The 19701-nt window shown below is 54.1% G+C and carries 15 protein-coding genes and 1 tRNA gene; all 16 read right to left on the reverse strand.

The window, feature by feature from the left end; all coding sequences use genetic code 11:
- Window positions 1-15 precede the first annotated feature (15 nt).
- A tRNA-Leu gene (locus tag ACQRBR_RS00970) sits at window positions 16-139 on the reverse strand.
- Between the two features lie 305 nt (window positions 140-444).
- Window positions 445-1428, reverse strand: a complete 984-nt coding sequence (locus ACQRBR_RS00975; protein WP_427812051.1) for a hypothetical protein — start codon at window positions 1426-1428, stop codon at window positions 445-447.
- A 3-nt stretch (window positions 1429-1431) separates the two neighbouring features.
- Window positions 1432-3051, reverse strand: coding sequence for a hypothetical protein (locus ACQRBR_RS00980; protein ID WP_427812052.1), 1620 nt, complete (start codon window positions 3049-3051; stop codon window positions 1432-1434).
- Window positions 3038-3487: a hypothetical protein gene (locus ACQRBR_RS00985; protein WP_427812053.1), complete on the reverse strand. Its 450-nt coding sequence runs from the start codon at window positions 3485-3487 to the stop codon at window positions 3038-3040. The genes ACQRBR_RS00980 and ACQRBR_RS00985 overlap by 14 nt, the downstream gene beginning before the upstream one ends.
- Before the next feature lie 9 nt (window positions 3488-3496).
- Window positions 3497-9634, reverse strand: a complete 6138-nt coding sequence (locus ACQRBR_RS00990; protein WP_427812054.1) for a helicase-related protein — start codon at window positions 9632-9634, stop codon at window positions 3497-3499.
- A gap of 23 nt (window positions 9635-9657) precedes the next feature.
- Window positions 9658-10005 carry a hypothetical protein gene (locus tag ACQRBR_RS00995; RefSeq protein WP_303996279.1) on the reverse strand — a complete coding sequence of 116 codons (348 nt, stop codon included), beginning with the start codon at window positions 10003-10005 and terminating at the stop codon, window positions 9658-9660.
- Between the two features lie 2 nt (window positions 10006-10007).
- Entirely contained in the window at window positions 10008-11732 is a 1725-nt protein-coding gene (locus ACQRBR_RS01000) for a hypothetical protein (RefSeq protein WP_427812055.1), read from the reverse strand.
- A 1-nt stretch (window position 11733) separates the two neighbouring features.
- The gene (locus tag ACQRBR_RS01005; RefSeq protein ID WP_427812056.1) at window positions 11734-12195 is read right to left on the reverse strand and encodes a hypothetical protein; all 462 of its coding nucleotides are present in this window, start codon (window positions 12193-12195) and stop codon (window positions 11734-11736) included.
- A complete protein-coding gene (locus ACQRBR_RS01010; RefSeq protein WP_427812057.1) occupies window positions 12195-13334 on the reverse strand; it encodes a hypothetical protein in 1140 nt (379 codons plus the stop codon). Before ACQRBR_RS01010 ends, ACQRBR_RS01005 begins: the two co-directional genes overlap by 1 nt.
- A gap of 2 nt (window positions 13335-13336) precedes the next feature.
- Complete coding sequence (locus ACQRBR_RS01015) at window positions 13337-13945, reverse strand: hypothetical protein (RefSeq protein ID WP_304038182.1); 609 nt, start codon at window positions 13943-13945, stop codon at window positions 13337-13339.
- Between the two features lie 184 nt (window positions 13946-14129).
- Complete coding sequence (locus ACQRBR_RS01020) at window positions 14130-15182, reverse strand: tyrosine-type recombinase/integrase (RefSeq protein WP_427812058.1); 1053 nt, start codon at window positions 15180-15182, stop codon at window positions 14130-14132.
- A gap of 46 nt (window positions 15183-15228) precedes the next feature.
- Window positions 15229-15993, reverse strand: coding sequence for a hypothetical protein (locus tag ACQRBR_RS01025; RefSeq protein ID WP_006004900.1), 765 nt, complete (start codon window positions 15991-15993; stop codon window positions 15229-15231).
- Window positions 15980-16156, reverse strand: coding sequence for an anaerobic ribonucleoside-triphosphate reductase (nrdD, locus tag ACQRBR_RS01030; protein ID WP_427812059.1), 177 nt, complete (start codon window positions 16154-16156; stop codon window positions 15980-15982). Before nrdD ends, ACQRBR_RS01025 begins: the two co-directional genes overlap by 14 nt.
- A 6-nt stretch (window positions 16157-16162) precedes the next feature.
- On the reverse strand, window positions 16163-16717 hold the full coding sequence (locus ACQRBR_RS01035; RefSeq protein ID WP_427812060.1) for a macro domain-containing protein: 555 nt from the start codon (window positions 16715-16717) through the stop codon (window positions 16163-16165).
- Between the two features lie 258 nt (window positions 16718-16975).
- Entirely contained in the window at window positions 16976-17656 is a 681-nt protein-coding gene (locus tag ACQRBR_RS01040) for a hypothetical protein (RefSeq protein WP_427812061.1), read from the reverse strand.
- A gap of 1159 nt (window positions 17657-18815) precedes the next feature.
- Window positions 18816-19700, reverse strand: coding sequence for a hypothetical protein (locus tag ACQRBR_RS01045; protein WP_427812062.1), 885 nt, complete (start codon window positions 19698-19700; stop codon window positions 18816-18818).
- Window position 19701 lies beyond the last annotated feature (1 nt).

Genomic DNA, 19701 nt, shown 5'->3' on the forward strand with positions numbered 1-19701 from the left:
GGTTTTGATTTTTCTTGGTGGGCAGTACAGGACTTGAACCTGTGGCCCCCGCCTTGTAAGGGCGGAAATTGTATGCATAACATATAGTAATTACTAAATAAATACTCGTGCAATGTGTCCAAAATGTGCACAAATACCCTATAAATAGAGCTGTACACTGTGTACAGTGCACCCCCACCTACCAACACCTTCTATTTTGAAGGTCCCTCTCTTCTTATCCGCTCTCAATTCCATCTTGGAGCAGAGCCTTGCCCAGAGGTTCTGACTCACTCCTCTCCTCCTTATCCCCTGTTCCTATCAATACCCGCTGGAGATCGCCACATAATCCCAGCAGCCTGGCCAGGAGACTGCCCTATCCTGATACGAGGTCAGCGCGGCCATCTATCTCGTGCGCCTCTATAAAAATAGCCCCCGCTCCATTTTTGCAGCGGGGGCTGTCATCTATTAAAGATTCAGTCCAAATCCATACTCAGACGTCCCATATTCCGCTGGCTCTCCCCTCACTGGACATACATCTCCAGCAGGCTCCTGAGATCCTCTCTTCCCCAAAGGGTACTGAGAGAAATCGACGCGGGCAGCGCTTTCGAAGATAGCTCTGGCATCGCGGAAGTCCCCCGCGCACATCTGACGCATCACGGACTCGGGCAAGAAGAAAGGCAAGCTATCTGCGATTCCTTCCAAAACACCACGGAAGTTTTTTCGAAGCGCTTCCAGTTGCTCTTCAGTTTGTGTCTGCTTCGAGACGGCATCCGCCAGCTCTTCCTGGATAGCAAAGAGCTTGCCTTCCGACTCGAAGATCTGGTCTTCCAAGCCTGGGATTCTCTGCAACTCGGTCAACTGCCAGCCGGCAACCAAAGAAGCGGCTTTTTTCTGATCTCCCAGCACCGCTGCGACGCTCTCCAAAATGGAATCACCGCCGGAAGCCGACTCCAGAACATATCCCCGATTGGCGGTAAATCCCGGCGCCAGGACATAGTCAAACCCTGAGAAGCCGCTCAACTTCGTGGCCCTGGTCGAGCGCCCGTCCTCACCGGGGCAGGCCCAGGAAAATCCGCCAACTCGTGACGCATGGAGGGCCGCCACGATTTTTCCGGTCTCGGTATTCAGGATTTCCTGGGTATGACTGACCATGCCGTCCTTGGAAATATCGAATTGCACGGTGACATTCGAGGGGACATTGCTGACCATGGCCTGGCTACCGTCCGGGAGCGTGACAACATCTACTTCCTGAATATCCATCCTGCCACACAGAACCCGACGGCCGTGGCCATAATATCCGAGGGCTTCCCGCATTTTGATACGCTCCCTGACTGCCGGTGAATAGCAGATCTCACGGGCATTCTCGATCAGGTATTTCCGATGCTGGCCACTATATTTCCTGCCGGAATCCAACAGAGAAAAGGAGCATTCGATTTTGTCGTTTGGCATATGCTATTCCTCTTCCTCACCTTCAGGAGGGGTAGAATCAGGGGTCTTTTCTTTTGGACAGATGGCTTCAAAACTGTCCGCGCTGAAGTGCAATTTGAGGAAAATTTCCTTGAGGAGCTCATGTTTATTAAACGCTTGGAAATCCTGATCCACAGTGGCCAGGATACCAATTAAGCCACTTAGGGCATTTGTCCGGCTCTCAAGAGCCTCTTGCTCCTCCCGCTCGATGGCAGATGAGACCGAATTGAACTGGATGGTCCATGGGCAGTTGCCAGGCAGGAAAACCTTCCCGAATTTATAGGCAACATGGAGCTCACACAGCTTTTGGATCCCATTCTTCAAGGCCTGTCGGAGCAGATTGGCTTTGGTTGCGGCCATGACAGAGACGCGGAAGAAGCCGCCATCGCCTAATCCTCCAGAAAGGAGATCACCGAAGCCCAGCAAGGCCGGATCAACACCTATAGCCGATCCGAGACGCTTGATATGGAACATGACGTCCTCAAGGCCGTTAATATCAGGGGTACCCTGCACAGCATCAATCTGGAGTCCCCCCTTCTCTCCGAAAATAGGGACATAGTGATTGACGACTGTCTGTACATTCCCTCTCAGCCAGGACTGCCGCTCCACCTCTTCCGTGGCGTTTGAAATACGCTCGGCGACCATATCGAGGTAATGTGCGGCCCGTTCTGGGTCTAGCTTGCCTGTGTTCACGCCCACCATGCGCTCTAGCCTGGCGGCATTCCGCCGGCTCATTTTGAGACTGCAAATGGCATCCAGGAGATCCATCCAGGGGCCATACGCAGTTGCAATCAAAGACGTCCCATATTCCTGGGATTCGACAAGCCCTTCCATCGCTGCGTCTTCCATCGCCAGGTCAACAGGGATTCCACCGACATTGATGGGCTCGACGTCCTCACAGTCCCACCACTCCGGGATTTCAAAGCCGACGAAGCTCCATGGAGGCATGAGGCGTAAACGCTGATTGGCCTGGTTCGTCCCTTGATAGGTCGTCGTGTAGCCTGCGAGCCGCCCTCCTTTTTCAAACTTCTGGATGAAGCGGGGATGGGTGTAGTAATCGCAGCGTATGTTCTGGATCCCAATTCCCTGGGCCCCATATACCCGGGCGAAGCAAGAGCCATATACCGCAGCCTTTCGCGCCCATTCATTCAGATCCTTCTTGATAAAAGGCATCAGCGTTGCACGGAGGTCATCGACGATTTTATCCTGCCCTGCTCCTTCAGCAGGAGAGATGAACACACTCTCCCCAGAGTCTGTCCTGGCACTCAGAGCGTTGGCAATGTGCATCTTGATGGCAGAGTCAATCGTAGGATCTTTCGCCATCAAGCGAAGCACAGCATATCTGGCAGACCTATCCTCAGGAAGGACGTGCGTAATCTGGGCGGCGTCAGAAGAGGTAGCTGAACCAAGTATCCCACCATCATGGTTGGTATCGACCCCACCCCGGATTCCACCAGAGAAGTAGGCCGATGCAGAAGCGGGGAGCCCCACCATAAGTGACTCCCGCTCCTCAACCATTCCCCAGCCAGGATATATTGCCGTCAAGGCACGGCCAGCTTTGGAGGGGCTGGCCGCTTCTTGTGGATATTGACTACCTGTTTTCATTAGCAGTTCCGGCAGTGCGGATCTCCAAGTCCTCGTCGATCAAGACATATTCCTGGATATCCGGCTCAGATCCGTCATCCTGGATAAAAGCCACCGGATGACGCGAAGAATAGATCAGCCCCTGCTCTATCGCCCAATTTGCATGGACGATGCAGGCCAAGAGGTTCAGAACTGGATCTCCATACTCGGTGAGTTCAAGCAACTCTGCATCGAGATGATCTCCGAACTGGGAATACCCTTGCGCGAGCAGCTCACGCTTCATTTGCCACCAGAAAGGACCGTATGAGCGATACTGCTGCGGTGAGGCCAGCAGCAGTTGTACACAGCCGGAGGCCACCTTTGCCCGCCACTCGTCAGAGGAGACAGCACCACCCTGAAAAGCCTCTTTCTTCAAGGATTCAAGGCTTTCAACAGTCGGTTTGTACAATGTGGGCATTTGAGACTCCTATGCAATCAGGTTGTAGATTTCATTGAGATCCACGGTTGCGGGGACATGCCACCACGCCGTTCCCGGAGACTCGGACCAGTCCTTAGTGAACTTGGCATCATATCTGGCCTTCAGAATATCCTTAACCCTGTTCAAGGGGCCGCCGATACCAGCTTTGTCATGGACGAAGTAGCGTGAGAACGCGGCAAAATTCTGCGCCCGATAATTACGATATCTTAGCGAGATATCCGTAGTGTTGACCCTGACTGTCAGACCAAGTTCCTCAAATTTTGCAGCGAGATCCGCCGGGACTTCCTTATAGTCTGGATGGCTTTTCAGTGCCTCAAGAGCACGCCTTTCCTCTTCCCGGCGCCTTTCCTGTTCCAGGGCAGCAAGTTCAGCACGCTTCCCTGTGCTGAATTCCATCTCAGAACGACTGAAGTCGTATACATTGTCGAAACCGCCTTCGGTAAAGGCCTGTCGAGCACTTACAGAGTATATGGACAAGGCCCGCTTATAGCGATCTTCCTTATTGCCGTCCTCATCAGAGCCAAATGCGTTTTCCCAAGCAGATACCAGAATATTGAGGATTTCTGCTTCGGTAGCATTGTTTTTGTATTTTTCGAGCTCGTCCCTGTAGCTTCTTCCAAAGAGTTCTTTGAGCATAGAGTCAAATGACCACAAGCTCCCACCATTGTGTACATGGTCGACGACCTTTTCAAAGACACGCTTCCTGAAGTCTTCGTTTTCTGGCTCAGGCCACACAACAGTATGATTTTCGGGGATATTGTCGCTGGCGACAAGTACATATTCACCATTATCAGACATACAGACGACACCGCTGTAGGTATACAAAGAAATTTCGTCCGCATGGTCAAGATATTGCTGTTTCGTAATCCCTAGTTGAGGTAGTTTTCCATAATAAACAGGGCCAGAACTGAGAACAATTTTCAAGTTGAGCTCGCTCTCGGAATACTCAACACGCTTGGCGTTGAGTTTAGCGGTGCTTAAGATTTTGTGTGAATACCCGCTACCCATTACCGAGATCTCAATATCACGGCTTTTAGGATCTACAGCAAGGATCTTAAAAATCTTACCAGAAGAGTTAGAGTCGTTAGTGAACTCCCAAAATTCTCCAACTGTGAAAATCTCTCCAGACGTGCTGACGACACTATTATCTGGGTTGTCAATCAGTTTAGAATCGAAGGGAAGGCGTCCTTCCTTCGCAGCAATTCTGAGCACACCCTCGGCCTGCTTCTTCCTGGATTCAAGCTTAATCTTTTCCTGCTCGAAAACGCGATCCAAGTTGCTTTGAGTTGCCTTCAAACGTGCAATTTGGTTCTCCAGAGTCTCCGTAGATCTTCCAGCAAACTTTGCACGTTCAAGCCTATCTTCCAGGGACTTAATATCAGAGGTAATTTTTCTGAGTCGATCTTCCTTGCGTTGATCGAACGTAGAAAGGCTATGTCGGACAGAAATGAGAATCTGCAAACGGTTGACCAGTGAAGACTTTGCAGCCTCAGCTCGCTTAGCTTCCTCTGCGGCCAGCCTTTCTGCTCTCGCCTTCTTAGCGGCCTCTGGGTCATCCGAAAGCATATCGAGCATCTCTTCCATACCGGTCAAATCACCATTTTTCGCGTGGCTTGCAGTCCCAGTCAGAAGCTCGTTGATCCAGTCGGCCTTGGCCTGCAAAAGTTCCTTGCGGTAACTGTCGAAAGTTCCTTTGCCACAGTAGTAGTAGACAGATACCGTATCGACCTTGTTCCCCTGGCGGACACCGCGGCCATTTCGCTGGTTGATGCTGGCCGGCGTCCAGGGCAGCGTCAGGTGGTGGATAGCCACGGTTCCCTTCTGCAAATTGACCCCGACCTCAGCTTTTTTGTTGGCTATCACAATCTTGATCTGGCCCGCATTGTAAGCCTTGGAGATCTTGTCCAGTCTTTCCCCCTTTGCATCATCAGCATTGATAATGCCTATCTGCTCAACGCTGACGGGGAGATGATGGACTATGATTCTTTTGAGCTTGTGATGCTGTGATTTCTCCTCAGTAAAGATCAGCTGCTTTCCTCCGGCCTCAAGATGCTTTCTCAGGTTCTCAAGCATCTTTGCGTACTTCGGAGTAATGGGATGTGATACTCTGTCTTCAGGTATATGAGCCTCTTTCATAGCCATCAGCACGGCTTCTTCCATAAGCTCATGCACCACCAAGGTTACAGTGTCTCCGCTATCGGTGAGTTCTGGCTCAAATTCCACCACCTGGCTCTCGGCTTTGCCAGTCTCTTCGTTGGTGACGTTCATCTTCACCGACGTCGGTAGGCCTTGGACCATGTTCGCGACGGCTTCCTTGTATTCTCCAGGGAAATTGAACGTCATGGTATGATGGTACATATCGACGTCTGTCGTGAGTCTATCCATGTCACGAATAACCGAGAAGATACTGTCATCTTTCGATCTATTCTCAACTATGGATTTGGCTCGCTTGCGCAGCTGTGCGTAAATCTGGGCCTGTTCCTCGCTGATAGTGACGCTCTCTTCTGCCTCTTCTGCATGAGGAACATGGATTTCATTATCCACGTCTGCGACCGTCTTGACCGAAACATACTTGTGGAACAGATTGCGAAGACCATCCAGATTCTTAAAGCCGGTAATGCCAAGAGTCTGCTTGATCTCGCCACTCACGCTTTGCTTGAATATCGTCTGGATATCAGCAAAAACATTCACAAAGTCGTCTACAGTGCGCACGCCAAAGCGTTCAAATTCATCTGGCGAAACCACCAGGGACAACATGTTGAAAATCTCAAGAGGACTGTTCGTGACAGGAGTTGCCGTCAACCCGTAGACGCCACATCCACCTGTCATAGAGCGGATATAGTGGCTCTTCATCGCCATATCCACAGCAATCTGTGCTGTAGGAGCCGTAGGCATATAGGCAATGCCCTGACTTGTTTCCCCTGCTTCCAAAGAATTTTTGAAGAAATGGCTTTCGTCCGTGATGATGGAGTCAAAGCCCATATCCTCAAGATAAGGAAGCTCTCCTTTTTTCTTGGTCCCGTCATCGCTGAATCGGGATTGCAGGTTGAGCAATTCCTTGTCTTCCTTGTAGCTTCTCTTACCGGTATCCAGGACCTTATTCGCGTTCCGAGCCGACATCAGGTGTCGTGACACCATCTCATCGGTATAGGCTTTCTTCGTGGAGGGCCGCAGAGGGATGGCCGCGAACTTCTCCTTCGTCATCACGACAAGAGAGAAATTAGACTGGGGGATGCTCCACATGGCTTCAAAAATATCCTGTGGAGCATTACGGAATACGACCTGATCCTGGAGCAACGGTTCTCCGCTGCGGGTTTTCCGCGGCTCTCCCCTTTCGTCAAGGATAGGCTTGCGCAGGATATTCCCGTCCTTATCCCGCTTGGGCTCAAGGCCTACAAAGAAGACATGGGTGTCCATGTACTCAGAGCTGTAGAACTGACGGCTCTCGTGATACCAGTTTTCCAGGACTGCCGACGGTACAACGATACACGTCCGCCGGGCCCGGCCTTTTTTGAAGTTGTAGCCGGCCAAGGCCAGAGCTGAAAAACTCTTTCCCAGGCCAACCCCAAATCCACAAATACCAGCTCCCTGTTCAGAAAGTCGGCGCACCTCCGCGTTCTGATAGTTGTGCGGGATGATCTCGCCTGAAAGGATATCGTCGATTCCCAGAGGGCTGCCATCATGTTCATAGGGCACATAGGAATTGAAGCAGAGGTTGAACTTTTCAGTCAGTTCGTCGATATCAGGATGCTGGTGCATCCAGAGATTGAACATTTTTTCAAAATTCGCGACCTGCTCCCGATACGCTTGGATGTTTTCCTGCGTACTCGAAGTGACATTCCCCCCCTCAAGATATTTTTTGAACTGACCGTCAAAACGTACGCCAGGAATCCCCTCAAATTCTCCATCTTCCGCGTCGAAGTCCTCGACAAACCTTTTCTTCTTTTCAATGGATCCGTCGTACTGGACAACCTCAACCTCACGGAAAGAACCGAACGTGGCATCAGGATAGCCATTCTCGCGCAGGAACTCGACGATATATTTCTTGGAGAACCACTTGTCGCGCAGCCCGAAAGCAATATCGTCGGTGGCCGTATTCACCATGCCTTTCCTGATGCCTTCGATTTGCTTTCTGAACTTATCCTGCAAGCGTGGATCGTCTACATTTTTGATAGCCTCGGCACACGCGGTCAGCTTCGGCAGGACGTCGCCTGAGCAATACCTGCCCCAAGTCGAAATGGTACCATCAGGATCTATGGCGATAGTTTCGCATTCAGCCAAATCACCAAGACTTTCCAGGGCCATAGGGCCAGTGTAGAGCGCCTTGATGTCCTCGATGGTAATGTCCTGTCGATCTTCACGAAGATAGAGGTAGGACACAATCTCCCCGATATTCGCAGGGTCATATTCTCGGCCACTGCGCTTATCAAGGGTACCTGCGAGAAGTTCAGAAAAAGTACCGTCCAGTCTGACAGCCCCCTGAAACACGCCAAACGCCCTGGAATGCTCGCCCATAAGGGAAAGGACACTGTTGTTGGAGGGATGTCCATACTTTTCGATCTCTCCAACCACCAGTTCTTGTAGGGCCTTTCTGGTCTCAGACACGTCTGCGCCTTCCGCTTCATCAGCCCCCATCTTGGCAATCATGCTGCCGATGAGAGAGCCGCGGTAAACCTGCTCGCGGCAGGACTCTTTTGCCTGCCCCATGGCAAAAAGGACAGCATCCACCTGCTGGGAAGACAAAAGATGAGGATATACCTTGTAAACGGCAAAGGCCTGGTCAGCGGAAAGAGACAGGGCTCCTGCGGGAGTTTTAAGCAGTGATTCGAGGGCTTCAACGCTTTCAGCGCCGTACTTGCTCGCATCAATGGCAACCTCCCTACTCTCCTCCTGTACACGTTCCCACGCCCCGCCACGCAGCTCATACATGATTTCGCCGATGGAACGGCGATCCCCTTCGGCATAGGCCCTGGTAATGGGCTCTGCCATATCAAGAATATCCCAGTCGATTCTGCTGGAGAACTTTTGCGCGAGCTTGGCCTTCAGATCCCCACTGTCGATTTCTCCATCAACTATTTCCCGGCTGAAACGCTCCCCTGCCTTCTTGGGAATATACTTCCCCATGATGAACTGGCGCCCTTCTCCGGACCAGTATCTGCCTTTGACAAACTCGTCCCAAACGACGTTGGCCCGCTTCAGGGTGTCGAAGGGGATATCCTCGATTTTGTCCAAGAGATCTCGCCCATGCTTGCGCAGGACAACCACATCGACCACAGTATCAGTCCCCTGCGCAGAGAAGGTCTTTGAGGGGAGCTTATGAGCGCCAAGGAACTCCGCTTTCTTTGAAAGGGCAATCCGAAACTCTTCCCACCTGCGCCCCGTATTGCCAACAATGTTCGTCGGGCAGACAAGACAGGCCAGGCCGCCTGGCTTAATTTTATCCAGGATACGCAGGATGAAATAGCGCTCAATCAGGCGCTCTTTTTTATAGGCTGGGTCTTCATGCATGGAGGCGCCACGAGCATTCCCAAATGGGACGTTGCCGATGGCAGAATCAAACGTATCATCTGCGACAGAGGTCGCGACACGTTCAAAGGGCTGCGTGGAGATGTGGTCTTCAGGATTAAGCAGCGCCGCGATGCGCGACCCCGTAGGATCGAGATCATTGGCCGTCATAACTACGCCACCAGGCTTTGTGCCCGAAAAGACGCCAGAACCGCAGCAGGGATCCAGGACGTTACCGTTAGCGAAACCGTTGGCCAGCATGGCCCCCCAAACGCCTTCTGCAACAGGGGTCGGCGTGTAGTATTCGTACTGGGAGTTGACTGTCAGCCCCCCGCGACCGCTGTACTGGAGCAGAATCTCGCGATCTTCAGGTGTCAGTTCCTCGGCACTTGTGACGCGCTCCAGGATGGCACGACACTGCTCATTGAGCTTCTCCCGGGCGACCTTGCCTCGAACCTTCAAGCCATAGGGAGAGCCGCCCTGCTTGTAGGAATCTGGGCTCGTCGGAATACCGAAAAGACGCTTGAAAAGCCCTTCAATCTGCCAAAAGGCCTGGGCCTGGCGTACCTCATTTACGATCTCGCCGAGAGGTTCCTGGCTACGCTCAAGAATCATACTCATGGGGAACTCCTCTATTAGAGCGACTACGAAATGTATGGGATGGTTTCCGGTTCACGGGGAGGCGGGAGTTCCCCATCCAGCCTGAAAGGAAATCTCCATGACCTTGCCAGAAGTCCATGTAACTGTTCAGGCGTGAAGGCATCGGGATTTATGGCGTACCCACGCATATCAAACTGGCCTGCCATCCATTCCTTGAACATGGAAACCTGAAGATCCGAGGCATGGTAGGTCGCTTTCCCATTCTCATCCCAGGAGTCAGCCGAGATAACAATTCTCATAACACCCACGGGCAGGCGTTTGAGGCCCTTGTACTCCTCGAAGTCATCAAGCCCATTCGGGCATGTTGCTACGTAAAAAATGAAGTCCTGCATCTCTATTGAATCCTTGGCAAAGCAGATGAGTTATCGAACCAGCTGGGGATGAAATTACTCTCAGGTTCAGCAGCGTTTTTTATCTCATCCAAGCTATTAAATTTTCCAGGAAGGAGGTCGGCAGCATTTGCTATATAGAGATATGCAACTCTGAGAAACTGTTTGAGATTTCCCCCATACCTTGTAGCGTAGATCAAATTGTTTTCAGGATCGTAAAGTTCATAGCTATCGAATATATGGTACATCCTGTAGCCATGAATTCCCGAATCCAAAAGCCTCTCGGAAAACGCTTTGTTCGCAACCCGTCCCAACGCCTTATTCCACTTTGCTGCGAGATCCTTTTGGAGCTGTTCAGCGGCAGCCGCTTGCTGCGCTTTTTGCACCAGCTCAGCCATATCGGGACGTCGCGGCATGGTGCAGATACCGACCATGAGTTTGAGGTGTTCACTATCCTTGGCCAAGCTGCGCAGGGAGGCTCCATTAGCGAGACACTGGATCCCCATCGACAACACTTCACTCGCAGCATGACGGTAGTGCTTACCGACGTAGGGATCGATAAAAGAGTCAGGATATGCGACCTCGGCCAGACTGTACCCATGATTCCCCGTGAGCTTTCGCAGCGACACGGGGGGCCCTTCTGCGCGGTCCTTGACAAACCGGAGGCAGGCCGCGTTGATGGCTTGGTCCCACGCCTCTGCCAGATGACCACATTCGTGGAACAAAGTTTCCGTATTGATAGCCCCCTGAAGAGCTATCAAGCCCCTCCCCCTGGCAAATGCCCGCTTTGAGCGCCCCTCCACAACGAAGTTGATGATGCCAAGTTTTCCGCCAAGATAGCGATACAGCTCGGCAAGGGACTCCTTAAACTGGGGAATCGACACGCCCAAGCGGCTCATCTTTGCTGTGGCGCTTGAGTCGAAAAAGACACTTTTCTCAACCCATTCTTGGGCTTCTTCAGCGGAGATTGGAGAATGCTCCTTCAAGACATCCTTGAGACTGTTCAGCAGTGCCGTTTGAAGTTCCTCAGTCTCGGCGTACAGACGATCCCTCTGCTCCTGTAGCTGGGACATGGATTCGCGCTCCTTCTTGCCGATATCCTCCCATACGATATCTCGAATTTCATCATACCGCTTCGATATCTGGGCATACAGATGCATGTTTTCTTCATGATCTTCATCTGTAAAGGTACCCGATGCTTTAATTCTTTCTTGAAAGGCTTTCTGCTTTTTCAGAAGGTTGATGAGTTCCTCGTCAGAATCCATTTGTTTCTGGATTTCCGATTTGCCTAAATCATACCAATAGGTAGCGTTCCTATCTATTTCCCTCCTAACGTCTAGGAGGACTTTGCTTGCATCCTTTAATTTTTCAAGATCGCTAAAGAAGTTAGGATACTTCTCAGAGATGAGATTGCTTCCTGACTCTTCCACAAATTTTTTTACATCACTGTCAGACACGGACTCTGCCATGGTAAGAATATCGTGATACTCACTAGACTGCATGAGTTCATCACGTATTGCTCTAGGAAGAGAAAAATAAAAAGATTTGAGCTGGAAGAGCGATACGACATTTTTGTCCGTTTCAGACATTACTCTATCAGCAAATTCCGCACCTTGAGAAAAAAGCGCGAAATTATAGCCTGTCACACCAAAAAGCTCGTCCCAGAGCAAATGGATATCATCAAAGGAAGTTGAGCTACGGAGTTCTTTTTCCGCCGCTACGATGTCCATGCTATCCTCTCCCTGAGGCATTGTTGTTGATAACGATGGGGTGCTTTGTGTTCAGCAGCTTGGATAGTCGGTCAAGGACATCCTTGGTCGTGCTGCTGTCGATAGATATGACAACAGTTTGGCCAACATCCTCAAGGATGGCGTCTCCATCCGTGTAGTTTCTTTTGATATAGGCCAAAATAGGCTCATGGATCAGGCGTAAATCTTTGACCTCATCCAGAACCTTTCTCACAATATCGAGAAAGCCCATCGGACGTTCAGAGATAAATTCCCCAGACATGAGGCGATCAAAAAGGCTCTTCTTGATTTTTGATGTGGCCCCTTTCAGCTTGTCCAAGGCATCGCGGATAGCCTTCTGCGCCACCCTTTTTTCGGAAAAGGAGAGATTTCCGGCCCTGAGTTGCTCAAGATTTGTCTTGATCGCCTTCTGCAAGTCGCGTTTTTCAGTGAAAGAAAGGCTCATCAGTTAGCCTCCTTTTCCAACACTTCGGTGTAGTGATCTGCGGCAGCATTCAAAAGGTCATCATACCGTTCCATGAGCCCAGCTTGTTCAATGCTCGCCGCAGCTTCATCCAGAAGGCTGTCGATGCGGTCAGGGGTAGTATCATACTTCCCTGCGATGATGTCTTGAAGGATTGCCTCCGCAGCTGCTTCTGGGCCTGTTTGAGAGCCATTGCCAGTATCGCCAGTCTGGTCACGATCCGTTGTCTGATTGGTTCCCTGGGACTTCCCCTTACCAGGAGAGGGATCCTCTTCATGCTCTTTAAGCTTACGCAGAGCATCAATCCTAGCCTGAAGTTCGGCATTGATTCCTTTCTGCTTTTCCAGCAGCGCGAGGGTATTCGCCAACTTGGCCTCAAGCGATACTGCTTTGTCATTCAGTTCTGCGGCGGTATTCATCATGTCCGCCTGCTTCTGCTCAGCCTCGGAAACAGCCTGCTTGAGGGCTTCCAGCTCCCGTCTTTCTGCCTCTGCCTCTTTCTGGGTCCGCTGAAATCTTTCAGAGTTTTTCACGACCAGCTGAGAGATTCGCTTTGCCAAGGTCTCAAGCGAGACCTCACTCCCATCTTCTGGGGCAACGACATGCGTGATATCCCGGCGGTTGAGCAGCCAGCGGAATGCGATGATCGTATCGTTTTCCGAAATTCGCCGTTTATCCCCTTCAGGGGCATGGAAGATGACTGAGACGGACTGCCCATCAGAAAACGGGATTTGGACCGTTACGTAGGCCCAGCCGCCCGATTTTCGAGGCGTACCGATCTGAGGATCGAGCGCAGAAATTCCGCTATCGGCCAGGTGGCGGTTCAGGGTACGCACGACAGCCTTCATGCGGTGTTCGGTCTTGGAGAATTTGTCGACAACGATAGCTTCCAGGATAAAGCTCTCGTCCACTGGATCTATGCCTGGGTTAAGGTATGAATCCACTTCCTCGAAACTTGCTGATTCCAGCAGCATGTCCAAGTTGTGGTTGCTATCTGCCAAGGCCGCATAAGTTTTCGCCAGTTCAGCATCAGAAAAACCACGAGGAGCAAGGTCGTCCCGGTTATAGAATCTCATCCCAAACACCGGAGAAAGTGCCGCAACGCGCTGTGTATTGGGCATGGCTAGACTCCCTGCTTTTTCTGAATTTCTTCAAGTTCTTCTTGAAGTTTTTTGGTTTTATCGCGCTCTCTCGCCAGGCTTGTTTCAGCAGCAGCGAGTTGTTCTGACTTTTGATCCACATCGGACTGCGAGGAAGCAACCTGGCCTTCAAGATCCTGGTTGCTATCTGTAAGCTGCTGGAGCGCCTCTCGGGATTGCTTGAGCTTTTCCTTCCTGCTCAAGGTGATAGATGGCTTGGGAGGAAGCAGCTTCCTCTTCTCGCGCTGAATCTTTGCCCTCTCGTAGGCTCGGGCATTTTCCTGCACATAGTCCACAAGCTCGATAACCGCTTTGTCGAGGTCATCGACATGACGGATGGGAACGACTTTATTATTGAGCTTTACCTGGAATACGGTTCCATCAGCCTTCACGCGTACGAGCATCTTTTGGCCGTCTTCAAAGGTCAGCGTAAAATTTTTGACCAAGAAGCCGCTCTCGCGCTTAGCCTTATTTGGGGCATCGACGGAAGCCACGGGGCACTTCCACGTAGCAAACTTTTTCAAAAGCGGCTTGAGGCCGGCTTCTGTCAAAGTCTCGAATGGCAACCTGACCTGCTTTGATACTGAGGGCATGGGAAACCTCGCAGAATTTTTCCCTTATCCTGCCCTCTCAAAAATCTGCGAGCAAAGAAAAACAACCTAGATATGGCACATGTGGAAAGTATCCTGAGAAAAGAATACCCCCAAAGGATCATGACCTTTGGGGGATAGATTAGGAGTTATCCGCAGCTTCTATTAGCAAATGCATCTAGGAAAACTATTCTTCCGGCAGGATGGAGGGAAGGCGCTGGACGGCATCTCGCTTGAGGTGAGCCGTCACATGCTGGTAATGCTCTAGAATCATGCTCTTGCTGGTATGCCCCATGATCTCGGCCAGGCTGCCGATGTCCGCCCCATGCTCAAGCGCCATCGTTGGGAACGCATGGCGCAGAGAATATGGCACGATACGGCGCTGGATACCTGCCGCGCGACGGGCGCTATGCCACGCCGCGCCGACGCTCTTTACCGGCCTGCCATGGTAGTGGATGACCCAGGGACAGCCGATGGCGCTGTCCTCATCCTGCCAGCGGCGCATGAGCGCCACCAGATCGCCACGCAGGGGCACGAAACGTCCGTCAGGGCCATCGGCCTTGGAAGCCGACGGCATGTTGAGCTGGGCCGCGTCCAGATCCACGTCAGCCCAGCGCAGACGGAACAGCTCGCTTGGCCCGATACGCGGACCGCAGTACATGCCGATGGCGATGATGCGGCGGATATGCGGGGCGGCGACCTCCATCATCTTCCGTCCTTCCGCCGCTGTGGGCGGCGAGGCCCTCCGGCTGCGGACACGCGGTAGTTTCATGCCGTCCAGTGGGTTGGCGGCCAGACGCCCCGTTGTCACGGCCCAGCGCAGCGCGGAACGCAGAATGCCCAGGCGCAGCCGCACCGTGGACAATCCCACCTGCCGCAGTGCCTGGGCTTCGCGGAAGGCCAACACATCCTGCATGGTCAGCATCCTCGCTTTACGAGTGCCGAACATGGCCAGCAAGGGGCGGCAGTGATAGGCCGTAGCCTTTTTCGTCCCGGGCCGGGTTATCTGCAACTCAAGGTAGAGCTGGATTATCTCCCGCACCGTCAGGCTTTGCGCGCTTATCCGGGCACTGCGCTGCCGAGCCTGTTTTTTGAGCTGACGCTCCCGCTCGATGACCTGTCTCATGGTCGCCGCGAAGGCGTCACGTTCGGATTCCGAGGGGAACGTCCGGCGCCGCGTCCTGCCTGTCGCCGGGTCACGCCACGAGAATCGCCATTTTTCCAGTCTGTCTTTTTCCATAAAGAACCTCCAGGGTCCTTATGGCAAAAAGAACTCAGAAAAAAAGCTACCTTGGCACCATCCTGCTCTCAAGGCGAGCCATGAGGGCCAGAGCCTCCCGTTTTTCCATCCTGGCACCCTGGTGCCCCTGCAACCGGATCCACCAGTGGTTGGCATAACAACGGCAGGCGCTGACCTTCCCCCCCTGGCTGGCGGTCAGGCCGCGACACACGCCTGGCAGGAACCAGTGCAGAAGGTTCCAGTCTCGACGCTGCCAGCACCAGCCGATCCAATTTGCCAGATCCGCGACCAGCCCGCGCAGCCCGGCCTGCAGGAAGCGATCCTGCCAGAAAACACAGTCCTCGGCCCGGATGCTGGCCCCATCGTGGGCCCATGAGGCAAAGGCGCGCACTGAGAACCTGCCGCGGATGCCCCAGTTACGGATCACACAACGCCTCATGGTCACGCGAACGCCATCCTGCGCCTCCGGAGCGCGGCGTCCGATGTCGCGCACGATACAGTCCTCCAGCAGAAGCTCTCCACGGGCTGCATCTGATTCTGGGTAGTCGCCATTTCCCCAGAGGACGCCCTTGCCTACGCGGCAGACCTTAGTCATCCGGGCCTCGGCACGAGCCCCGTCCACGCCGGAGAGGCCTTCATCCAGCTTGTCCAAGGGCCAGCGGCCGAGATCGACCGTACAGTTGCGGATAACCACAGGGCCATCGCTGCCGTACACCGTGATGCCATCCCCTCCCCGGCTCACGGGAGCCGTGATGTACACATCCTCGATCACGCCCCCGATAGGGAGAGACAGCCCATCATCGTCCTGCATCCTGACCTCCCATGCCGTGCTTCACCCGTTCGCGCTCCTCGGCGCGCTTGGCGTTGTTGAAGCGATCAAGCGTGCCCACCAGATAGCCGGTGATGCGGCGGATGCGCTGAAAAAGGACGCCCTCACCGCGTTCCTTAGCCGATGCTTCGTGTGGTTTCATCATGTGCTCCTAGAACGACAAAACGTCCGCCAGCGAGGCCGGGAAGGCTGGCGGATAAAGGGCATCCCGGATACCCCAGAGCATGGCAGCGGCGGCCTCCCGGGGAGCGAGACCGCCCGTCCCTGTCCCCATGCCGGGGATGGCCACGCTTTCCAGACCGGCATCCAGTGCGCAACGCACCGCAGCCCGTGTGGCCAGATAGGCCGGGAGAGGCGTATCCAGCAAGGTGGGCACGCGCATGGTCGGTGCGCTGATGCACCAACGAATGTGCGGATGCCCGGTCTCCACCAGCAATGCCTGCCCCACCAGCAGCTCACCGCCAGCCTGCTCCCGGATCATACGCTGGAGACGCTGCTGGAGCTGCGGGCCGAAACAGCGCGTGTACACGCCATCCAACCCGCCATCCATGAAGCCAAAGCTGTTGGCCGGGCTGACCACAGCAGCCACGTCCAGGGAGAGGATGTCCCCCTCCACCACCCGCACGGTGGCCGCCAGCCTGGAGCCGATGCGATCTCGCCACGCCGTTGCCAGATGGGATTGCGTCGCGCAGAGCGTAATTTCCATGTTCCCCCCATCACAGAGGAGCCCGCAGCTCAGGCGGGAGCTGCCTCCGGGTTCGTTCTGATTCATACGATGTCCGGCAGTGATCCTTGTCTCCCAGCCATGCCGCCACTTTATCCAAGAAGCGGCATGGCCAGGAGCGCACACCATCGACATGCCAGCGCCAGAAACGGCTGGACAGAGTTTCGTCCGGCCAGCCACCAAGCACGGCATTGCATAGCTGGTCAAGGCTCACCAGCAGGTTGTGGATGTATGCAGTCATCAGATGGCTTCCAGTTCTTCCACGGTCTGTGCGGCCTCGACCGCAGCCTTGCGGGTTCCGCCTTCGGCCATTTTCGTTGCTTTGTGGTTCAGCGCGGCCGCATAGATAGGCAGGAAGGTCTCGGCGGTCAGCTGCAAGATCACCAGATCGCCTTTGCTGTCCGCCGTATGATTACGGTAGGCATTCCAGGGAGTAGTCGTAGGGATTCCCCCGGCAGTCGAAAGCTGCATGGATACGGCTGCGTCAGCAAAATTTTGCTGGTCAAAGCTGTCGTAGGAAAAGTGCAGCAGTTCCGGCTCGACGGCATCCGGCGGCGTAGCCTCGCACTCAAAGCCGGCCATAATGGCAGCAGACGTCTCAGCATCAATGGAGGCCAGCTTGCGGGCTTTGACATTGGGCAGGCTGTTGTATTCGGCTTCCGCCGCAGCCTCTTCATTGTCCAAACGTGTTTTTTCCTTCGTCCACAGGTCAACATAGGGAGCTACCTGATCCGCATAGCTGGCAGCTTCCAGAGGCTCATTGTGGGGCGGCTCATCATCGCTGCCCTGCCATTCAATGTGCCCCTGCTCCCCGTCCCATTGCAGGGCGTGCATACCCTTCGGAGCGCTAAAATTGAAGGTCAGGGCCAGACCGTCCACAATCATGAGCTTATCCGCAGGGACAACGGTTACTCTGGGCATGGCTTATCTCCTTGTTTTATGCCGCATTGCGGCGGGTTAAAAAATCTATCCGGCACTGTCGGCGCCACGACGTTGAGCGTTGAGCAGCTGGCCAGCCATACGCATGCTACTCCAGCAGGGAAGGAGCAAACAAACGCCGTCCATGGTAACGATCTAAATGTCATCCGTCTTGACGGGAAAACTGGGGCAACCGGCGGCTCTCAGTCCCATACGCATAGCCTGTCCGGGGTTAAAAGCGGCAGCGCCAGCAACCTGCCGCCATACTACGCCGGTCAGTATGTGATCCGTGTCTGAGTGGCGACAGACGCGGGGTTGAAGGTGGTGGCCGGGTGTATCCGGCACTGTCGGCGCCACGACGTTGAGCGTGGAGCAGATGCCGAGCCATACTCATAAAATTAGGATTGCTGGGAATACCGAGGCCGGGAATGGTATTGACGCGGGGAGAGGCAATCCCACCAATATGGAATCAAATCGAGTGGCCACGACTGGTGGAAGTCAGTCTCACAGCCACAGCCTGACTGGAGCCAAAAGCGGCAGCGCCAGCAGCCTGCCACCGTACTATGCCGGGCAGTATGTGATCCGTGTCTGAGTGGCGACAGACGCGGGGTTGAGGGTGGTGGCCGGGTGTATCCGGCACTGTCGGCGCTACGACGTTGAGCGTTGAGCAGCTGGCCAGCCACCGCCATCGTGCCGCAACAGGACGTGACAGTAGTGGCACCACATATATCGACGGTTCTGGAGAAAGCCCTTCGTGGTCTAACTCTGCAATTGGAGATACTGGAGGCTCTCAGCCTCATACGCATAGCCTGTCCGGGTCCAGCTCCGAGGCCGCCAACAGTTTGCCGCCATACTATGCCCTGCCTTTGGTTATTCGATGCGCATAATGTACGGGAACGAATAGTACGGCGGTAAGCTGCTGGCGGCTCCAGATTTAACCCCGGACAGGCTGTGCGTATGGGGTTGGCTGCCGCCGACAAGCCCGGTTGTGGCGCTTTCGCTTTTGCATTCGGTCCTCGCATTCGCGGACTGGGCATTTAGCACCGGCTTAGGCGCGGAATACGGGTGCCCATGGCTGGCCAGCTGCTCAACGCTCAACGTCGTAGCGCCGACAGTGCCGGATACACCCGGTCATCACCTTCAACCCAGCGTCTGTCGCCACTCAGACGCGGATCACATACTGCCCGACGTAGTATGGCGGCAGGTTGCTGGCGCTGCCGCTTTTGGCCCCGGACAGGCTATGCGTATGAGACTGACTACCACCGGTGGCACCGGTAGTTACTCCCTCTCCTTTAACCGTCCGCGAAATGTTTGAGCCTGCGCCATCAAGTTTAACCAGAAGCGGAACAGGGTGCGTGTGGCTGGCCAGCTGCTCCACGCTCAACGTCGTGGCGCCGACAGTGCCGGATATACTGTGCGTGTGGGTCGCAGAGCCGCCAGTAGAGCCAGCTTTATGGTCGTCATCGGCCCCATAAATGAAACGCCCCCTGAGATCCGGGACTTTTCCATCTTTACCGTCACTGCCTCCGTCACAAATGATCCAGTTTTCTCGCGCCTTCGATTCCCCCGGCATGATGGCACGACGGCCATCCGAGCCACCAAACTTGACCCCTACCACCGGGATGGGGATACCGACAGGAATGCAGTCCCAGGGGCTGGCGAGCTGCTGGGCGAGTGCATCGATCTGCGCCTGCAGCTCTGCAATCACGTCGCCGACGATCTGCCAATAGGTGCCATCGTAGACGAACCGGTACGTTTTGTTCGCCACGATATAGCCGGACGGCACAGCGGCATTTTTGTACCGGATGCCCTTGGCCCCGGTGCTGTTGACGTTGAGCGTCGGGCTGCTGGCGGTGTTCGTGACAGTGAAACGGACAGTCACCTCAGCGCCCGTGGCCAGCGCAAAACCAGGGATCGACACGACCTTGGCCGCCGTACCTGCGGCCGTGGAACATGTCCCGTAATTCAGGGGGAGGATATCCCCCCGGAGCAGGGGGCCTGCCCCGTTGTTGGCGAACAGGCGGCGGATGATTCCGGGAAACGACATG

Source organism: Desulfovibrio sp. SGI.133, assembly GCF_050313955.1.
GTDB lineage: Bacteria > Desulfobacterota > Desulfovibrionia > Desulfovibrionales > Desulfovibrionaceae > Desulfovibrio.

Excerpts from the sequence above, each read along its gene's own strand:
- ACQRBR_RS01020 (WP_427812058.1), bottom strand. The coding sequence starts at position 15,182 with ATGGAAAAAGACAGACTGGAAAAATGGCGATTCTCGTGGCGTGACCCG.
- ACQRBR_RS01025 (WP_006004900.1), bottom strand. The coding sequence starts at position 15,993 with ATGCAGGACGATGATGGGCTGTCTCTCCCTATCGGGGGCGTGATCGAG.
- ACQRBR_RS00995 (WP_303996279.1), bottom strand. The coding sequence starts at position 10,005 with ATGCAGGACTTCATTTTTTACGTAGCAACATGCCCGAATGGGCTTGAT.
- ACQRBR_RS00975 (WP_427812051.1), bottom strand. The coding sequence starts at position 1,428 with ATGCCAAACGACAAAATCGAATGCTCCTTTTCTCTGTTGGATTCCGGC.
- nrdD (WP_427812059.1), bottom strand. The coding sequence starts at position 16,156 with ATGATGAAACCACACGAAGCATCGGCTAAGGAACGCGGTGAGGGCGTC.
- ACQRBR_RS00980 (WP_427812052.1), bottom strand. The coding sequence starts at position 3,051 with ATGAAAACAGGTAGTCAATATCCACAAGAAGCGGCCAGCCCCTCCAAA.
- ACQRBR_RS01015 (WP_304038182.1), bottom strand. The coding sequence starts at position 13,945 with ATGCCCTCAGTATCAAAGCAGGTCAGGTTGCCATTCGAGACTTTGACA.
- ACQRBR_RS00990 (WP_427812054.1), bottom strand. The coding sequence starts at position 9,634 with ATGAGTATGATTCTTGAGCGTAGCCAGGAACCTCTCGGCGAGATCGTA.
- ACQRBR_RS01035 (WP_427812060.1), bottom strand. The coding sequence starts at position 16,717 with ATGGAAATTACGCTCTGCGCGACGCAATCCCATCTGGCAACGGCGTGG.
- ACQRBR_RS01010 (WP_427812057.1), bottom strand. The coding sequence starts at position 13,334 with ATGCCCAATACACAGCGCGTTGCGGCACTTTCTCCGGTGTTTGGGATG.
- ACQRBR_RS00985 (WP_427812053.1), bottom strand. The coding sequence starts at position 3,487 with ATGCCCACATTGTACAAACCGACTGTTGAAAGCCTTGAATCCTTGAAG.
- ACQRBR_RS01000 (WP_427812055.1), bottom strand. The coding sequence starts at position 11,732 with ATGGACATCGTAGCGGCGGAAAAAGAACTCCGTAGCTCAACTTCCTTT.
- ACQRBR_RS01045 (WP_427812062.1), bottom strand. The coding sequence starts at position 19,700 with ATGTCGTTTCCCGGAATCATCCGCCGCCTGTTCGCCAACAACGGGGCA.
- ACQRBR_RS01040 (WP_427812061.1), bottom strand. The coding sequence starts at position 17,656 with ATGCCCAGAGTAACCGTTGTCCCTGCGGATAAGCTCATGATTGTGGAC.
- ACQRBR_RS01005 (WP_427812056.1), bottom strand. The coding sequence starts at position 12,195 with ATGAGCCTTTCTTTCACTGAAAAACGCGACTTGCAGAAGGCGATCAAG.